Origin of the sequence: Bacteroides thetaiotaomicron VPI-5482, from assembly GCF_000011065.1 — a bacterium.
Classification (GTDB): domain Bacteria; phylum Bacteroidota; class Bacteroidia; order Bacteroidales; family Bacteroidaceae; genus Bacteroides; species Bacteroides thetaiotaomicron.
The window spans coordinates 2,140,547-2,159,466 of the sequence record NC_004663.1; the positions used below are offsets into that span (position 1 = coordinate 2,140,547).

Below are 18,920 nucleotides of genomic sequence, written 5' to 3' on the forward strand. Positions count from 1 at the left end.
AGAGGCTAACTAAAAAGTCAGTAGTATCTTAAAATCTCCTCCTTCGAGAAGGAGGAGTACCCGCAGGGGGAGGTGGTAGGTGAACATGCAGTCCTTACAGCTTGACCTTCTTACTTACCGATTTTGACTCATTATGAATACGGTCTAAAGCCGTCACCACATAGCGGTATTTGGTCTTACCCGTTTCATACGGCAGTTTGTAGAAAGGATTTCGGGTGATAGCTACGATATGTGACGGATCATCAAGATTCACCTTTTCTTTGGGACCGAAACGGTATACTACGTACTGAATAGCTTTGTCCATTTCAGTCTCCGCTTTCGGAGCAGTCCAGAAAAGTATATAGCCATCTTCTGTCCATACCTTTTTCATCTTACGTACTTTGCCCGGAGCTTTATCATCCATAAAGTCGAATACCGGAATTAAAGCCGGATATTTATGATACTCCTGTACCAAGGCATCCCGATATTTTCCAGCGTTCTCGACTACGGCTGCCGCATACCACTGGCAACTTCCGCCGATAGTCTGATAAGAACGCTGCAAAGCCATCTTTCGTGGAAGCTGGTTGATAGAAGGGTTCTTCGGATCGGCATGCTGAATGGTATTCATGACTGCCTGACCGATAAACAACGGACGGTTTTCCGTATGCTTCGCCCACCAGTCAACCAGTGTTTCGTAATCGGCTGCCTTGTGTCCTATCTCCCAATAAATCTGAGGAATGTTATAATCAATCCATCCTTCACGTGCCCAAAGCAATACGTCGGCATAAAGATCATCATAGTTCTGCAAACCATTTGTGTTGCTGCCCAACGGATCTGTTTTCTGATTGCGGTAAATACCGAACGGGCTGATACCGAACTTCACCCACGGTTTGATGCCCCGTATCGTTTCATGAAGTTTCTTGATCAGGATATTTACGTTGCCACGACGCCAGTCCGCCTTATTGCTGAAACCGCCTCCGTAACGGGCAAAGCTCGCATTGTCCGGGAAATCGACTCCCTTGATCGGATAAGGATAGAAATAATCGTCCATGTGAATAGCATCTACATCGTAACGGGATACAATATCGGAAACAATCTTGCAGATATGCTCACGGCTTTCGGGAAGTGCCGGATCAAAATAGATCTGATCACCATAAGTGACAAACCATTCCGGATGTTCATGATAAATATGTGTCGGTGCCAATTGATTCTTCAATGAAGTCTTCACACGGTAGGGATTGATCCATGCATGGAATTCCATATTCCGTTTATGGCATTCTTCGATCATGAATTGCATCGGGTCCCACATCGGGGAAGGCATTTGCCCTTGTGTTCCTGTCAGGAAACGACTCCACGGTTCGTGTTGTGAAGCATACAATGCATCCGCTTCGGGACGCACTTGAAAGATGATCGCATTAATACCCGCTCCCTGAAGAGAGTTCAACTGACCGACCAGTGTCTGTTTCAGCTTCTCTGTCGGTATGCCACGGAACTGTCCGTTGACAGCCTGTATCCATGCAGCACGAAACTCACGTTTAGGATATGCATTGCCCGATGGCGCCTGCGCTCTTACTCCTGCCGCCAGAAGCAGAACTAATAAGAAAAGATAGTTTTTCAGATTCATAATGTTCTTGAGTCATAAAATAATGTGGTGCAAAGATAATAGATGCAGATACTATCTCCAACTATTATTGAGGCCATTCGACAACAAATCTTGCACCACCCGCGTAGCTGGTGTCCAGATAGACATTTCCATCCACTAATTCCATGATCTGACGGATAATAGACAATCCCAGCCCGGTGCCCTGAGTGAAGGTATCCGCCTTTGCAAAGCGTTCGAAAATCGCATCCCGAAAGTGCTCTTCAATTCCGGGACCGGAATCTTCGATAATGAAACGTACCAGACGATTCGGTTTGTCTTCTTCATAACTCAGACGTATAAATCCGGTTTCCGTGAATTTATTGGCATTGTTCAGCAAACCGAGTAGCACACGCTTCATCCAGATTTCAACCGTACACACTTCGACCGGAGTGGAAGAAGGCATATATTGCAACTTGATTCCTTCTTTCAGATTCTGACGAATCAATCCTAAACATTCCTGACAACACGCATCTACACTCACTGGCTTCTTCGGTATATCATCCGTCTGAGAGTCCATGTCGGCTATATCAATCACATTATTTACCAAATCAAGCAGATATGCGTTGCTGCTCTCCATCTGACGGGCATATTCTTCCATCTCTTCCTGTGTCAGCCCACCGGCAGCCATCAAGGATGAAAAACCGATAATCGAATTGAGCGGAGTACGGATTTCATGTGTGATATGCTGGATAAAAGAGCTTTTCATATGGCTGGCCTTGATAACGGCCTTATTTGCCGCATCCAGTTTCCGGTTCAACGACAAGGAGCGCATATAGTAGAACGTGATAACAATCAACAATATCAACACCAGGCATCCGACAATCACGGAAGTTATAAAGAGATTGCGGTTGACCTCCGCCCGCAATTCCAGCTTATCGTGCTCCAGCTTGTCCACTTCGAATTGCACAGTATATTTGCTTAATTGCTCGTCCAGCTCTGCCGAACGAATGGAATCATTAATATGCGCATAAGATTTATAAACCTCGCAGGCATCTTCAAAGCGTCCCATCTGCTCCATAAACTGGGCTTTCAACAGGTGATTGGCAGGATAACAGCTCCCCACCGAATGATGATAATCCATCAATGAGTCCAGATAGTTGAGTGCCATCTGATTGTCATTCAACGTCCGCGCACAAAGAATTTTATATCCCAACCATCCTTCACGGGGAAAAGCATTCATATTTTCGTGATAAAACTTATCCGCTTCTGCAATAAACGGTTGCGCCTCCTTCTTCCCTTTCAATGCCAGCGTAGCAATCACTTGAAACTGATAATAACGCATGGTAAGCTCCGGTCGGACAGGGATATCCTTACGCTTCATTTTCTCAATCAGTCCCGGCATACGGTTCAAGTATTCCATCGCATTGGCATACTCCCCTCTAGCCAGATAAGTCTGGATGATATTCAGTGACACCACATAGGCATCTTCATAAAAACCCGCATCACTAAATTTTTTCAGTGCGGAAGAATAGTATTCAAGACAGAGCTTGACGTTGTTGCTGAACACCCGATGATTATATCCGATACACATCTCGCTGCAAGCCATTCCGAAAGCACTTTTGGCCGCATCCGCATCCTTCTGAAGAAGTCCAGTCTCACGCATGGCCTCATCCTGCAAACCTTTCTCGGTAAGCAACTGAATATACTGGCGCCACTGCGTATAGCGATTATTGATATTACCACGCTTCAGGCACCAGTCCATATATTCATATGCAACCACTTTCAGGCTATCCGTATTTCTCAACCGGTAATAATGGGAAGCAATCTGAGAATAAGCATCGTCGATTTTAGCAGTATCATTCTGCTGCCTTGCCAATCGCATATATTCCTGATAGAAAGGTATAAAATCTTTCTGACCTATTTTATTTGAGACACTGTCGGAAAGGGCTTCCAACTGTTTTTCTTTGTTTGTGCTACTAAAGGCTAAAGTAGATGCAAAACACAGAATGAATAAGCTAATAACCATCCGGATGTTTTTCACGATTCAAGTCAATTTGTTATTATTTTGAAATGTTTGTTGTAAATTCCGGACCAAGATACGCCAATTATCCCGAAGCAATTTCTTTTTATTACCAATTATAACATATCTTAACCCGACCAAAAACCTTTCTTCTATCAATAAAATCGCTAACTTTGCCGACTATCATAAAAAAGGAGTATTTTATGTCAGAAAACAAACATATTTCGATCAAAGGAGCGCGGGTTAACAACCTGAAAAACATCGATGTAGATATTCCACGCAACAAACTTGTCGTGATCACCGGACTATCCGGTTCGGGGAAATCGTCGCTCGCTTTTGATACTCTCTATGCAGAAGGACAACGTCGTTATGTCGAGAGCCTTAGCAGCTACGCACGCCAGTTTCTGGGACGAATGAGCAAACCCGAATGTGATTTTATTAAAGGAATCCCACCGGCAATCGCCATCGAACAGAAAGTGAACAGCCGCAATCCGAGATCTACCGTAGGAACTTCCACCGAGATTTATGAATATCTGCGCTTGCTTTATGCGCGGGTGGGACGGACATATAGCCCCGTCAGCGGAGAAGAAGTCAAGAAGCATTCGACGGAGGACATCGTCAACTGTATGCTTTCGCATCCGGAGGGGACCAGATATACCGTATTGACCCCTATCCGCCTGCGCGAAGACCGTACCCTGCAGCAACAACTGGAGATAGACCTGAAACAAGGCTTCAACCGGGTAGAAGTGAACGGTGAAATGAAACGTATCGATGAATACAAGCCGGTGGCAGGCGACGAAGTTTATCTGCTGGTAGACCGTATGGCAGTGGCAAACACGAAAGATGCCATCAGCCGACTGACGGACTCTGCCGAAACTGCCATGTATGAAGGGGACGGTACGTGTATGCTACGTTTTTATCTGCCGGACGGCACCACCAGGCTATATAATTTCAGTACGAAATTCGAAGCGGACGGCATCACTTTTGAGGAGCCGAACGATCAGATGTTCTCGTTCAACTCTCCTATCGGTGCCTGCCCCGTATGCGAGGGCTTCGGCAAGGTGATCGGCATTGACGAGCATCTGGTAGTGCCCAACCGCTCGCTATCCGTGTATGAAGGGGCCATCGTCTGCTGGCGTGGCGAGAAGATGGGAGAATGGAAAGATGAACTGATTCATAATGCGGATAAGTTCGATTTCCCGATTTTCACTCCTTACTATGAGCTGACAGACGAGCAACGTCGCACACTCTGGGAAGGAAACCAATACTTCCATGGCATCAACGATTTCTTCAAGATGCTGGAAGAGAATCAATATAAGATACAGTACAGGGTAATGCTGGCACGCTACCGGGGAAAAACAATCTGTCCGAAATGTCACGGTACACGTTTGAAACCGGAGGCAGGATATGTGCGGGTAGACGGAAAGAGCATTTCCGAACTGGTAGATTTACCCATCACTGAACTAAAAGAGTTCTTCGACCATCTGAACCTCAACGAACACGACAGCAATGTAGCCCGCAGAATTCTGATTGAAATCAACAGCCGCATCCGCTTTCTGATAGATGTAGGGTTGGGATATCTGACTTTAAACCGGCTCAGCAACTCACTGTCGGGTGGAGAAAGCCAGCGTATCAATCTGGCAACGTCATTAGGAAGCAGCCTCGTCGGCAGTCTCTATATTCTGGATGAGCCGAGTATTGGTTTGCACAGCCGTGACACCGACCGTCTGATCCGCGTATTGCGTCAATTGCAGGAACTCGGAAACACAGTGGTAGTGGTAGAGCACGATGAAGAAATAATCCGTGCCGCCGATTACATCATCGATATCGGTCCGAATGCCGGCCGCCTGGGAGGAGAAGTCGTTTATCAGGGCGATATGAAAGACCTGAAAAAAGGCAGCAATAGTCATACGGTACGTTATCTGTTGGGAGAAGAGGAGATTCCCGTTCCCGAACATCGTCGGCCGTGGAACAATTATATCGAACTGACAGGTGCCCGCGAAAACAATCTGAAAGGAGTGAATGTAAAGTTCCCTCTCAATGTGATGACAGTAGTCACGGGTGTTTCCGGTTCCGGTAAGAGTACGTTAGTGCGGGATATCTTCTATCGGGCACTAAAACGCGAACTGGATGAATGCAGCGACCGCCCGGGAGAGTTCTCTTCTATCAGTGGAAGCCTGCGTGACTTGAGGAATATCGAATTTGTCGATCAAAACCCGATTGGCAAATCGTCCCGTTCCAATCCGGTGACTTACATCAAGGCTTATGACGAAATCCGGAAGCTATGGGCGGAACAGCCTCTGGCAAAACAAATGGGATACACAGCCGGACATTTCAGTTTCAACAGCGAAGGCGGACGATGCGAGGAATGTAAAGGCGAAGGAACCATCACCGTAGAAATGCAGTTTATGGCAGACTTGGTGCTGGAATGCGAATCCTGTCACGGTAAACGTTTTAAAGCAGATACACTGGAGGTGAAATTCCAGGATAAGAACATCTATGATGTACTGGAAATGACAGTAAACCAAGCCGTCGAATTCTTCACCGAACACGGTCAGAAGAAGATTGTAAAAAGACTGCTTCCGCTACAGGATGTCGGACTGGGATATATCAAATTAGGCCAGTCCTCTTCTACCCTATCCGGTGGTGAAAACCAGCGTGTGAAACTGGCATTCTATCTGAGTCAGGAGAAAGCCGACCCGACCCTGTTTATCTTTGACGAACCAACCACCGGACTGCACTTCCACGACATCCGCAAGCTGCTGGATGCCTTCGACGCACTCATCCGACGGGGACACAGCATTGTCATCATCGAACATAATATGGACGTTATCAAATGTGCCGATTATGTAATCGACCTCGGACCGGAAGGCGGAGACAAAGGCGGAAATATCGTAGCGGTAGGTACCCCGGAAGAAGTAGCCGCTTGCGGAGCAAGCTATACGGGGCAGTTTCTGAAAGAAAAGCTTGCTTAATGAATAATGGATAATGGCTATGCAGTAAACAGCGCAGCTCATTATCCATTTTCAATTATCCATTATCCATTGTTAAAAGTAGAATCCGAATCCGACCTTAACGCCGAAACGTGACATGTCGCTATCGTTGAAGCGCCATTTGTAATATACGGCGGGTTCGATGGTTACGGTGCGGGAAAGGAAGTAAGCGTATCCGGCTTCGATGCCTAGCCCCCAGTCAGTCTGGTGATGTCCTCCGCTCCAACGGAAGCGGTTCCAGTCGAGACCTCCGCCCAGATAAACACCGGTGGAATTAAAGTAGAAACGCATTCCTGTTCCTAATGTGTATTCGTCTACGGGTTTTGACCAATCAGCACCGACATTAACCATCAATGCGATACCGTCGGCAAGGAATGTACCGGCTTGCGCACCAATACCAAACTTCGCCTTATCGTTTTTACTATACGAAAAATCCAATCCCGTTACAGAAGGATTAAGAATCATTTTTCCTTTCTCAAATTGTGCCTGGGCAGCTATTGATACCACCAGCAGACAAATAGCTAAAGCTAATTTCTTCATAAATTTACTTTTTTAAGTGAATAGATTGTTCGTCTTTTTTACGGCGTTCACGCATTTGTTCCTTCTTCCGGAGCACGAGCCAAAGCAAGAGTACGATGACGTAAGAACCTACCACCGTAAGAATCTTCTCCGTCTGGCCGACTTCCGTGTTGCGAGGTAACAAATAGGCTGCCGTTACTGATACATAAATAAGGAATGCGATAGCAACTCCTGTCGATTTTTTTATTTTCTTCATTCTGATAGTTTTCTAGTTTTTTGTTTTCCCAGCCAGATAAAGAACCAGGCAATAGCTACCACTACGCATCCTATACCGATGCAGTAGGAAACTATATGCGAGAGTCCCAGCCCTTCGGGAGCAATACATATATAAGTAGAACAAACACTCGTCATAAATAAGGCGGGGATCAGCGTAATCCAATAAGGCTTTTTGGCTACCACAAGGTAGACTGTGATAGCCCAGAGGGTGAACACCGCCAATGTCTGGTTGGCCCAGGCAAAGTAACGCCAGATCATGTTAAATCCGTCCGCGTCACGCAAGCTATAAAGAAGCAGACCGATAGCTACTGCGAACATCGGAATACAAATGTATAAACGACGGCGCATACTTTTTTGTTCCAGTCCCAGAAAGTCCGCCACAATCAGACGGGCGGAACGGAAAGCGGTATCTCCCGAAGTAATGGGAGCCGCAATTACTCCAAGAATGGCGAGCACTCCACCGATAGCTCCCAGCCAGTCTTTAGTGATAGCGTCTACTATCACGGAAGCATTACTTTCTTCCATTCCATTTTCATGGAAGAAATAAGTAGCGGCTGCCGCCCATATCAAAGCAACGATGCCTTCGGTAATCATTGCACCATAGAAAACCGGACGTCCATGACGTTCCGAAGTCATGCAGCGGGCCATTAAAGGACTCTGCGTGGCATGGAAACCGGATATGGCACCACAGGCGATACTCACAAACATAATCGGGAAGATCGGCAGTTCACTGGCATCCGGATTGGTATTCTGCAAGCCGTCCCATAGTTCGGGCAAAACAGGGTGATTGACATAAAGCATTACCAGGATACCGACTGCCATAAACAGCAAGGCTACTGCAAACAACGGATATATTTTACCGATGATCTTATCGACCGGAAGCAGGGTAGCCAGAATATAATATAGGAAGACCACGACAATCCAAAAAGTAGCGTCCAGACTTTCCGGAGTCAGTTTGGCCAATAGTCCGGCAGGTCCGGCTACAAAGACGGAACCGACGAGAATCATCAGAAGAACAGTAAATCCACGCATTATCTGTTTGGTAGTCAGTCCCAGATAACGGCCTATGATTTCGGGAAGACTCTCTCCCCCATGACGTAAAGAAAGCATTCCGGCAAAGTAATCATGAACAGCGCCTGCAAAAATACTTCCCAATACAATCCATAAATAAGAAGAAGTACCGAACTTCGCTCCCATAATCGCACCGAATATCGGACCCAGTCCGGCGATATTAAGGAATTGAATCATGAATATTTTCCAAGTAGGCAACGGAATATAGTCTACTCCGTCGGCTTTGGTAAGAGCCGGTGTTTTACGGTCGTCCGGACCAAAGACGCGCTCCATCAGGCGTCCATACGTGAAATAGCCTGCTATCAACGCCAGCAGGCACAGGGTAAATGTAATCATGGCGTGTTGTTTTTTAACTGTCGCAAATGTAACATAATCTCACGAAACAGCCCAACAATACCGACACTTTTGCTAACTTTGCAGGGATTTAAAACAAAAAATAAAGAATATGCACCGAACTATTTTCATTCTTTCACTTTTGTTTCTTGTTCTTCCGGCAAAGGTTCAGATACAACCTCCTTTCTTTTCAATGCTAATATAGATAATCCAATATATACACCAAGGTCTGAATTACTGCTTCTTCATTTCATCAGCTGTCACGATTTTCCATTTATCCAAGTCTTCAATTTGGCCGCTTCTATTGCCTACCACCTCTGTGCTGTTGGCAGAAGACAAACCAATTCTTGCTTCAGGAGACAGCCCCAATGAATAATAGCCTTCATCATCCGTAGGTGTCAGGAACAATGCATATTTAGGATCATGCACTCGCCAGTCATCACCCGGCTTACCCACAATCACTTTATCTCCATTATTCATTACATGAAGGTTGGTCGCTATATTTCTGACACGGAGGATATGATACGTCAAATTCTCGATACAAAACAACTGGGACTTCTTTTCCGAATCATATTTTGCGGCAGAAATCACTTTCGAATCCGGATTACAATCCAGTACCATACCGGTTGCCTTGTTTACCAAATAGACCTGAGATACATTATCGGTTACATAAGGCATATATTTTTCCTTGATAGTTACTGATTTCAGTTTGGCATCCTGTCCTCTCCATTGTACAGTCACTTTATGTTTGCCTTTTATCCGACGGTCGAAAAGAGCAGATTGTGTAGTGAAATTCTTAGAGTCGGCACCCGAAACATCAACCGAGGCAAAAGGAATTGTTTCAGTATCCAGATAGAAATCCAAGTATCCCGATTTCTTTTTATTCAATTGCACGTCAACCTCTACTTTCTCATACGTAGGCAATGAGCCAAAATGTACATCGAATGACAATCTCGTACCGTTCTTCGCTTTTTCAATAGCACCATTCTTCATCTTCGCCTTCGAACCCGAAAGAGAAATATCCGAAGCAGCCACTGTTATCCCACCGGGGTTCATAACGAATTCACCCGTTATCGCCTTATACACTTCCTTCGCTATAATATAATGCCCTCTATGGTCGGGATGCACCCAATCGTTGCCACCCGGCATAAATTCCGGATGTCCCTTCAAGGGATTATACAGATCTACACAGACCAGATTAAGTTCCTCCGCAATCTCTCTTACGGCAGGCTGAATATAATTCTTTGCTACATTGTCATCAAATGAACCAAGAAATCCCCCATCGCCATAATACATCGGCGGAGGCGTACAAATATAAATATCCGGTTTAGTCGAAAGAGCCTGGAATTTAGCGATCAACTTCTTATAGTCTGCTTTAAAAGTCTCTTTACCATATTTTTCGAAATTCTTCTTGTTGGCATCATTTGCACCAAACTTAATAATGACAATATTAGGTTTATACTCAAGTGCCGCTGCGCATTGCTCAGAATTAATGTAAGCGAATTGATATTCATTAGGATTTTCGGGAGTAGTCGCATCTTCTCTTAATTTTATAAATACCCCGGAAGAGCCTTTACCAAATTTGGTAACTTCATAATCATCACCGAGCATTTCAGCCAGAGGCATCGCGTAATAACCATAATCATTCGTTCCCCCGGTGATACTGTTTCCAACAGTAGCAACTCTAATCTTTCCCGTCTGGGCAGTCAGACTCGCCGCAAACAAAAGACAGAGCGACACAGATAGTAGCTTTTTCATTGTTTATTATCTTGTTATATTAATATTTTATATTTCGTACCTTATTAAAAGACGGCTAAGAATGCAGATACCACTAAAAGAGAATCAGTAATTTTCTGTCAAATAGCATTAAATAAAAAAGGAATAATCAATTTACGGACATTTTTGCTAGCTTTGCAGAGATTTAGCATCTAAAAGGGAATAATATGCACCGAACTATTTTCATTCTTTCACTTTTGTTTCTTATCCTTCCGGCTAAGGCGCAACCCAAGCACGAAGTTCGTGCAGCATGGATTACGGCTGTATATGGTCTGGACTGGCCCCGTACACGGGCCACGACTCCTCAGGGCATCCGCAAGCAAAAGGAAGAATTGGTGGATATCCTTGATAAACTGAAAGCTGCCAACTTCAATACTGTCCTGTTTCAGACCCGTACACGCGGAGATGTGCTGTATCCTTCTTCCATCGAACCGTTCAATTCTATCCTGACCGGAAAAGTCGGAGGAAATCCGGGATATGATCCGTTGGCTTTTGCGATTGGGGAATGCCACAAGCGGGGGATGGAATGTCATGCGTGGATGGTGACTATTCCGCTAGGCAACAAAAAGCACGTCGCTTCTCTCGGCAAACAATCTGTCACCAAGCGAGTGAAAGATATATGCGTGCCTTATAAAAATGAATATTTCCTTAATCCGGGGCATCCTGCTACGAAAGAGTATCTCATGAGACTCGTTCGTGAAGTGGTGGAGCGCTATGATATAGACGGAGTGCATTTCGACTACCTGCGCTATCCGGAGAATGCTCCTCTATTCCCCGACAAATACGATTTCCGCCGTTACAGCAAAGGACGTACTTTGGATCAATGGCGACGGGATAACATTTCCGAAATCGTCCGGTACATATATAAAGGTGTGAAAGCAATGAAGCCGTGGGTAAAGGTAAGTACTTGCCCTGTAGGAAAATACAGAGATACTTCCCGCTATTCTTCCCGTGGTTGGAATGCGTTCTATACCGTTTATCAAGACCCGCAAGGATGGCTCGGAGAAGGTATTCAGGATCAGATATATCCCATGATGTATTTTCAGGGAAACAGTTTCTATCCTTTCGCGCTCGACTGGCAGGAACAGAGCAACGGACGACAGGTTATTCCGGGGCTGGGCATCTATTTCCTCCATCCCGACGAAGGGAAGTGGACACGCGACGAAGTGGATCGTCAGATTAATTTCATCCGTAATCAGAAAATGGCAGGAGAAGGGCATTACCGTGTCAAGTATCTGATGGACAATACTCAGGGAATTTATGACGAACTGATTGAGAACTTCTATGCCTATCCGGCATTACAGCCCCCGATGACATGGTTGGATAACGTTCCGCCGTCTGCCCCCTCAGCACTCAAAGTTACGTCCATCGACAACGGATATACCGAATTGAACTGGCAACCAGCGACGGATAATGACCAACGGAATAAACCGATGTACGTGATTTATGCTTCCAATGAATATCCGGTAGATACAAAGAAAGCGGAAAATATTGTCGCACAAAGTATTCGTGAAACAAGTTACATTTATGCACCCATCCAGCCTTGGAATGCCAAGAAGTATTTTGCAGTAACGGCTATCGACCGTTGCGGGAATGAGAGTGCACCCATAAATGGAGATAAGTAGGCATTTCAGACAGTATTACCACAATATGACTTTTCCGATGTTCACCAATTCCAATTTAGCAGTATCTTCAAAGAGTTTCCATTGCTTGAAACCAGAGTTTCATCGGTGTGAAACTGTAGTTTCATCGGTGAGAAACTAGAGTTTCATACGCTTGAAACTTTAGTTCCAAACGCTCGAAACTATCTGAAACTACTGTTGATTTGATTGACTTAACCGCATGTTCCAATCACATTGAACGCATCAGCTACTTCAATAGTACTGCTCTCTCTGAAAACATTAAATCATATATCAGTCAATAATACATAAATTATCAGTCCTTAATACTTGATTTCTCAATTATTAATATCTGAGAAATCAAACGTTAACAGTTGAGATATCAGATATTAACATCCTGTAAATCAAAGAATAACACAGTAAAAACGGTATTTATCAGGACGATGCAGAGTGAGAGCAAGTCCTTGCTCTCACTCTGCTACCACTGGATCTCTAACAGCTAAAACATCGATGAATAAAGGGATACAGACGAACTGTTAGAGCATGAGAGCAAAAGCACTATCTTTTTCACTGGGGGAGAGTAAGCAAAAGAAACGCACGATACCGGCTTTGAGGCGTCACCGGTACTAACGGCAAATATCCGGCACACACCCGATTATTCTCTACGGACAAAGGGAACGAAGCCGACATCTGCCGATGTTCCTCCAAAGCCTGACCGGCTAAAGGATAATAATCAATCCGAAAAACTCCTTCCGCATCCGCAGCCAAATAACGATCCGTCAAGAGCCATGCCACCACCCCCATATTCATTCGCAGATTAATTTCGACACAAGGATGAATCCGGTAAACAGGCGCTTCATCCGGAAAATGACAAATCATCATATCCACTCCCAAGTATCCATGATAAAAGCCACCGAACAAAGCTGACAATTCTTCTTCCAAACGAGTCCGCAGCCTGATAAATTCTTCTTGTGGCACATAAGCCGATAGTTTCTGCAGAATCTTCTCGTCAGACAGCAAGTCATTCCCTGCATACATCCCACTCCCACCCGTGTGGAAGACCGAATATCCGGCAAAAACAACCCTTCCTCTCCCGTCAGCATAAAACTCCATAGCGAAATCTTCCACCTTATTATATATAGGTTCGCCTACCACCCCACCCTGAGAAGCAGCGACACGGGCACACCAACCGGAAATAAAAGTAGTAAATATGCCTTTACACCAATTCAATCCTTTCCCGCTTCCGGAAAGCGGAGCTTTTAACAAGCACGCTTCCCGCCCTTCGACGAACGCACTGCACTCCGCCAAAGTACTCAAATAAAAAGATTCTCCACAGAAGTATTCATTCAACCGCAACCCAGGCAACAACTTTACCGCCTGCAGACGATGCGAATGCTCTCTCAGAATATTCATATAATCCGCAGAAGGCAGCTCCGTCTGATCTGCCCCCAATGTCATCAAACGCTTCCGCAAAGCAGGGTCCCACCCCCACGGAGAGAACTTCCGGTCTTTACCGTCAGCCACTTCCGGTTCCGTCAACAAGGCCACATCCATGCCCAAAAGTTCACTCTTTGTTTTCAGGAAGTCCGCATTATAAGCAGACGGTGCAAGCACCGCACTTCCCGCTTCGGCATACCACATAGGAAGCAACGCCAGGTCACTCGCCATCTGTCGGGCGGAAGCCGGCGCCATATAGTTCGTCTCACCGCTTGCCAACGCCATATCATGCTCCGGATTGAATATATAAACAGGTCTTTTCGTCATGTCAAAGATGGATTCAACACATTATTCTGCAAATATATACAGGAAATAATCAGGAACTTACACAATAAAGAGAAACTTATAAATTAAAGCACATTTTTGCTATCTCTACTTTGCAAATCCTAAAAAAAGCACTATATTTGCCAGCCGAAAAACAAAGAAACGAAATGGAATCATTCTATCGCACACACGCCTACCTCGTTGAGCACACCAATGCCCCCGTTCGCCGCGATCTTATGGACGAGATCGACTGGAGTGACCGTCTGATTGGTATCAAAGGGACACGTGGCGTAGGAAAAACCACTTTCCTCCTGCAGTACGCCAAAGAGAAATTCGGCACCGACCGTTCCTGTCTGTTCATCAATATGAACAACTTTTATTTCTCCGGTCACAGCCTTGTTGACTTCGCCAACGAGTTTCAGAAACGTGGCGGAAAAGTACTGCTGATCGACCAGGTGTTCAAACATCCCGAATGGAGCAAAGAGCTACGAATGTGCTATGACCGTTTCCCCAGCCTGAAGATTGTCTTCACCGGTTCTTCCGTCATGCGACTCAAAGAGGAAAACCTCGAATTGCGTGACATTGCGAAAAGTTATAACCTGCGCGGATTCTCTTTCCGTGAATTTCTGAACCTGCAGACAGGAATGAAATTCCGGGCATACAGCCTCGAAGAAATCCTCAGTACACATGAACAGATAGCCAAAGGAGTACTTTCCAAAGTACGACCGCTGGATTATTTTCAGGATTACCTGCATCATGGTTTCTACCCTTTCTTCCTTGAAAAACGTAATTTCTCGGAGAATCTGCTGAAAACAATGAACATGATGGTAGAAGTGGATATCTTGCTGATCAAACAAATTGAGCTGAAATATCTTTCAAAGATAAAAAAATTACTATATTTGTTGGCTGTGGACGGACCGAAAGCTCCGAACGTGAGCCAACTGGCAAGTGACGTACAGACATCCCGCGCTACGGTAATGAACTATATCAAGTATCTGGCAGACGCGCGTCTGATTAATCTGGTTTACCCGAAAGGAGAAGAATTCCCAAAGAAACCGTCAAAGATTATGATGCACAACTCTAACCTGATGTACTCCATTTATCCGGTGAAAGTGGAAGAACAGGATGTACTCGACACGTTCTTCGTTAACACTTTATGGAAAGACCATAAGGTACATAAAGGAGATAAAAACGTCTCTTTCATGGTAGACGAAGTGATGCCGTTCAAAATTTGTGCGGAAGGTACAAAAATAAAGAATAACCCGGACGTGACGTATGCGTTGCAAAAGGCTGAGATAGGCCGCGGCAACCAAATACCTCTTTGGATGTTCGGATTCTTATACTAAAAAGATTTATTTACTTAAATATTTAATTTAGTTATGACTAAACAGAAGAAATTCATCACATGTGATGGTAACCAAGCTGCAGCACATATCTCGTATATGTTCTCTGAAGTAGCAGCTATCTACCCCATCACTCCTTCTTCGACTATGGCTGAGTACGTAGACGAATGGGCTGCCGCAGGACGTAAGAACATCTTCGGCGAAACAGTATTGGTACAGGAAATGCAATCTGAAGGTGGTGCTGCCGGTGCAGTTCACGGTTCTCTTCAGGCTGGTGCATTGACTACTACTTACACTGCTTCTCAGGGTCTTCTTTTGATGATCCCTAACATGTACAAGATTGCCGGTGAATTCTTGCCTTGTGTATTCCACGTTTCTGCTCGTACACTGGCTTCTCACGCATTGTGTATCTTCGGTGACCATCAGGACGTAATGTCAGCTCGTCAAACCGGCTTCGCTATGTTGGCAGAAGGTTCTGTACAGGAAGTTATGGATTTGGCAGGTGTTGCTCATCTGGCTACTATCAAATCACGCGTTCCGTTCATGAACTTCTTCGATGGTTTCCGTACTTCTCACGAAATCCAGAAGATCGAAATGTTGGAAAACGACGACCTCGCTCCGCTGATCGACCAGGAAGCTTTGGCTGAATTCCGTGCCCGTGCACTGAATCCGATGAAGCCGGTTGCCCGTGGTATGGCTGAAAACCCCGACCACTTCTTCCAACATCGTGAATCATGCAATAACTACTATGAAGCAGTTCCTGCTATCGTAGAAGAATACATGAACGAAATTTCCAAGATCACAGGCCGCAAATACGGTTTGTTCGATTACTACGGTGCAGAAGATGCAGAACGCGTAATTATCGCAATGGGTTCTGTAACTGAAGCTGCCCGCGAAGCTATCGACCACTTGGTAGCAAACGGCGAAAAAGTAGGTATGGTTGCCGTACACTTGTATCGTCCGTTCTCTGCTAAACACTTCCTGGCTGCTGTACCCAAGACTGCAAAGAGCATCGCAGTGCTTGACCGTACAAAAGAACCGGGTGCTAACGGCGAACCTCTTTACCTTGACGTTAAAGACTGCTTCTATGGCGCAGAAAATGCTCCTGTTATCGTTGGCGGTCGCTACGGTCTGGGTTCAAAAGATACAACTCCGGCACAGATCATCTCTGTATTCGAAAACTTGGCTATGCCAATGCCGAAGAACCACTTCACTATCGGTATCGTAGACGACGTTACGTTCACTTCTCTTCCTCAGAAAGAAGAAATCGCTCTGGGCGGTGAAGGTATGTTCGAAGCTAAATTCTACGGTCTGGGTGCTGACGGTACTGTAGGTGCCAACAAGAACTCTGTTAAGATTATCGGTGACAACACCGACAAACACTGTCAGGCTTACTTCTCTTACGACTCCAAGAAGTCGGGTGGTTTCACTTGTTCTCACTTGCGTTTCGGTGATACTCCGATCCGTTCTACTTACTTGGTAAATACTCCGAACTTCGTTGCTTGTCACGTTCAGGCTTACCTGCACATGTACGACGTAACACGTGGTTTGCGTAAGAACGGTTCTTTCTTGCTGAATACCATCTGGGAAGGCGAAGAACTGGCTAAGAACCTGCCTAACAAGGTGAAGAAATACTTTGCACAGAACAACATCTCTGTATACTATATCAACGCAACTCAGATTGCAATGGAAATTGGTTTGGGCAACCGTACCAATACAATCCTTCAGTCTGCATTCTTCCGTATCACAGGCGTAATCCCTGTAGATCAAGCTGTTGAACAGATGAAGAAATTCATCGTTAAGTCTTACGGCAAGAAGGGTGAAGACGTTGTTAACAAGAACTACGCTGCTGTAGACCGCGGTGGTGAATACAAGACTCTGACTGTCGATCCTGCTTGGGCTAACCTGCCGGATGATGCAAAAGCAGAAAACAATGATCCTGCTTTCATCAACGAAGTAGTTCGTCCGATCAATGCACAGGACGGTGACTTGCTGCCGGTATCTGCATTCAAGGGTATCGAAGACGGTACTTGGTATCAAGGTACTTCCAAATACGAAAAACGTGGTGTAGCTGCATTCGTTCCCGAATGGAATGCTGAAAACTGTATTCAGTGTAACAAGTGTGCTTACGTTTGTCCTCACGCTTCTATCCGTCCGTTCGTACTCGATGCTGAAGAGCAGAAGGGTGCTAAGTTCGAGCAACTGAAAGCTGTAGGTAAAGCATTCGATGGTATGACATTCCGTATTCAGGTAGACGTTCTCGATTGTCTGGGTTGCGGTAACTGTGCCGACATCTGTCCGGGTAATCCGAAGAAGGGTGGCAAGGCATTGACCATGAAACACCTTGAAAGCCAGTTGGCCGAAGCTGATAACTGGACTTACTGCGCTGAAAACGTGAAGAGCAAACAACACCTGGTAGACATCAAGGCTAACGTGAAGAACTCTCAGTTCGCAACTCCGTTGTTTGAGTTCTCAGGCGCTTGCTCCGGTTGTGGTGAAACTCCGTACGTGAAACTGATTTCTCAGTTGTTCGGTGACCGTGAAATGGTTGCTAACGCTACAGGATGTTCTTCTATCTACTCCGGTTCAGTTCCTTCTACTCCGTACACTATGAACGAAAAGGGTCACGGTCCTGCATGGGCTAACTCCTTGTTCGAAGACTTCTGTGAATTTGGTCTGGGTATGGAACTGGCTAACGAAAAGATGCGTGCCCGTCTGGTGAAAGTAATGAACGAAGCTATCGCTTCTGATTGCTGCCCGGCTGAATACAAAGAAGTATTTGCTGAATGGATCAACAATATGCTGGATGCAGAAAAGACTAAGGAACTGGCCGAAAAGATCATTCCGATGGTAGAAGCTGCTAAAGATAAATGCAACCACTGCAAGCAAATCGCTGATCTGCAACAATATCTTGTTAAACGCAGCCAATGGATCATCGGTGGTGACGGTGCTTCTTATGATATCGGTTACGGTGGTCTTGACCATGTAATCGCTTCCGGTAAGGACGTTAACATCCTTGTATTGGATACTGAGGTTTACTCTAACACAGGTGGTCAGTCTTCTAAAGCTACTCCGGTAGGCGCTATCGCTAAGTTTGCTGCTGCAGGTAAGCGTGTACGTAAGAAAGACCTCGGTCTGATGGCTACTACTTACGGTTATGTATATGTTGCTCAGATTGCTATGGGTGCTGACCAGGCTCAGACTCTGAAAGCTATCCGTGAAGCTGAAGCATATCCGGGACCATCACTGATCATCGCTTACGCTCCATGTATCAACCACGGTCTGAAAGCCGGTATGGGTAAGAGCCAGGAAGAAGAAGAAAAGGCTGTTAAGTGCGGTTACTGGCACTTGTGGCGTTACAACCCTGCTTTGGAAGAAGAAGGCAAGAATCCGTTCCAACTGGATAGCAAAGAACCTAACTGGGAAGACTTCCAAGGTTTCTTGAAGGGTGAAGTTCGTTACGCTTCTGTAATGAAACAATATCCTGCTGAAGCTGAAGAACTGTTTAAAGCTGCTGAAGAAAACGCTAAATGGCGTTACAACAGCTACAAACGTCTTGCCAGAGAAAACTGGGGAGCTGATACAGCTGAATAATAAGTAGAAATACTTTGTACATAATAAAAGGCAGGAATCCTGGAAACAGATTCC

The 18,920-nt window shown here is 45.4% G+C and carries 11 protein-coding genes; 4 read left to right on the forward strand and 7 right to left on the reverse strand.

The genetic code is table 11. The features are described from left to right. Positions 1–94: 94 nt before the first annotated feature. Both BT_RS08805 and BT_RS08810 read right to left on the reverse strand, forming a co-directional pair. Positions 95–1,603, reverse strand: coding sequence for a glycoside hydrolase family 10 protein (locus BT_RS08805; RefSeq protein WP_008767799.1), 1,509 nt, complete (start codon positions 1,601–1,603; stop codon positions 95–97). Between the two features lie 64 nt (positions 1,604–1,667). Next, positions 1,668–3,587, reverse strand: coding sequence for a sensor histidine kinase (locus BT_RS08810; protein ID WP_011107957.1), 1,920 nt, complete (start codon positions 3,585–3,587; stop codon positions 1,668–1,670). A gap of 197 nt (positions 3,588–3,784) precedes the next feature. On the opposite strand from BT_RS08810, the gene uvrA reads away from it, so the two are divergent. Next, entirely contained in the window at positions 3,785–6,556 is a 2,772-nt protein-coding gene (uvrA, locus tag BT_RS08815; RefSeq protein WP_011107958.1) for an excinuclease ABC subunit UvrA, read from the forward strand. 72 nt (positions 6,557–6,628) lie between these two features. On the opposite strand, the gene BT_RS08820 is transcribed toward uvrA, so the two are convergent. From BT_RS08820 to BT_RS08835, 4 genes are all read right to left on the reverse strand, one after another. Then, positions 6,629–7,114, reverse strand: a complete 486-nt coding sequence (locus BT_RS08820) for an outer membrane beta-barrel protein (protein WP_008763307.1) — start codon at positions 7,112–7,114, stop codon at positions 6,629–6,631. 4 nt (positions 7,115–7,118) lie between these two features. Further along, positions 7,119–7,349, reverse strand: coding sequence for a hypothetical protein (locus tag BT_RS08825; protein WP_008763306.1), 231 nt, complete (start codon positions 7,347–7,349; stop codon positions 7,119–7,121). Continuing rightward, positions 7,346–8,776 carry a carbon starvation CstA family protein gene (locus tag BT_RS08830; protein WP_008767795.1) on the reverse strand — a complete coding sequence of 477 codons (1,431 nt, stop codon included), beginning with the start codon at positions 8,774–8,776 and terminating at the stop codon, positions 7,346–7,348. Before BT_RS08830 ends, BT_RS08825 begins: the two co-directional genes overlap by 4 nt. Before the next feature lie 231 nt (positions 8,777–9,007). After that, a complete protein-coding gene (locus BT_RS08835; protein WP_008767794.1) occupies positions 9,008–10,531 on the reverse strand; it encodes a GDSL-type esterase/lipase family protein in 1,524 nt (507 codons plus the stop codon). A 185-nt stretch (positions 10,532–10,716) separates the two neighbouring features. Between BT_RS08835 and BT_RS08840 the strand changes: the two genes are divergently transcribed. Beyond that, the gene (locus BT_RS08840) at positions 10,717–12,174 is read left to right on the forward strand and encodes a glycoside hydrolase family 10 protein (RefSeq protein WP_011107959.1); all 1,458 of its coding nucleotides are present in this window, start codon (positions 10,717–10,719) and stop codon (positions 12,172–12,174) included. Between the two features lie 561 nt (positions 12,175–12,735). Here the strand turns inward: BT_RS08840 and BT_RS08845 are convergent. Beyond that, positions 12,736–13,932, reverse strand: coding sequence for a hypothetical protein (locus BT_RS08845; RefSeq protein ID WP_011107960.1), 1,197 nt, complete (start codon positions 13,930–13,932; stop codon positions 12,736–12,738). Positions 13,933–14,096: 164 nt separating this feature from the next. Between BT_RS08845 and BT_RS08850 the strand changes: the two genes are divergently transcribed. Beyond that, positions 14,097–15,275 (forward strand): ATP-binding protein, encoded by a 1,179-nt coding sequence (locus BT_RS08850; protein ID WP_008763300.1) that lies wholly within the window; start codon positions 14,097–14,099, stop codon positions 15,273–15,275. Between the two features lie 33 nt (positions 15,276–15,308). Then, positions 15,309–18,866, forward strand: a complete 3,558-nt coding sequence (gene nifJ, locus BT_RS08855) for a pyruvate:ferredoxin (flavodoxin) oxidoreductase (protein WP_008767789.1) — start codon at positions 15,309–15,311, stop codon at positions 18,864–18,866. Positions 18,867–18,920: the final 54 nt, after the last annotated feature.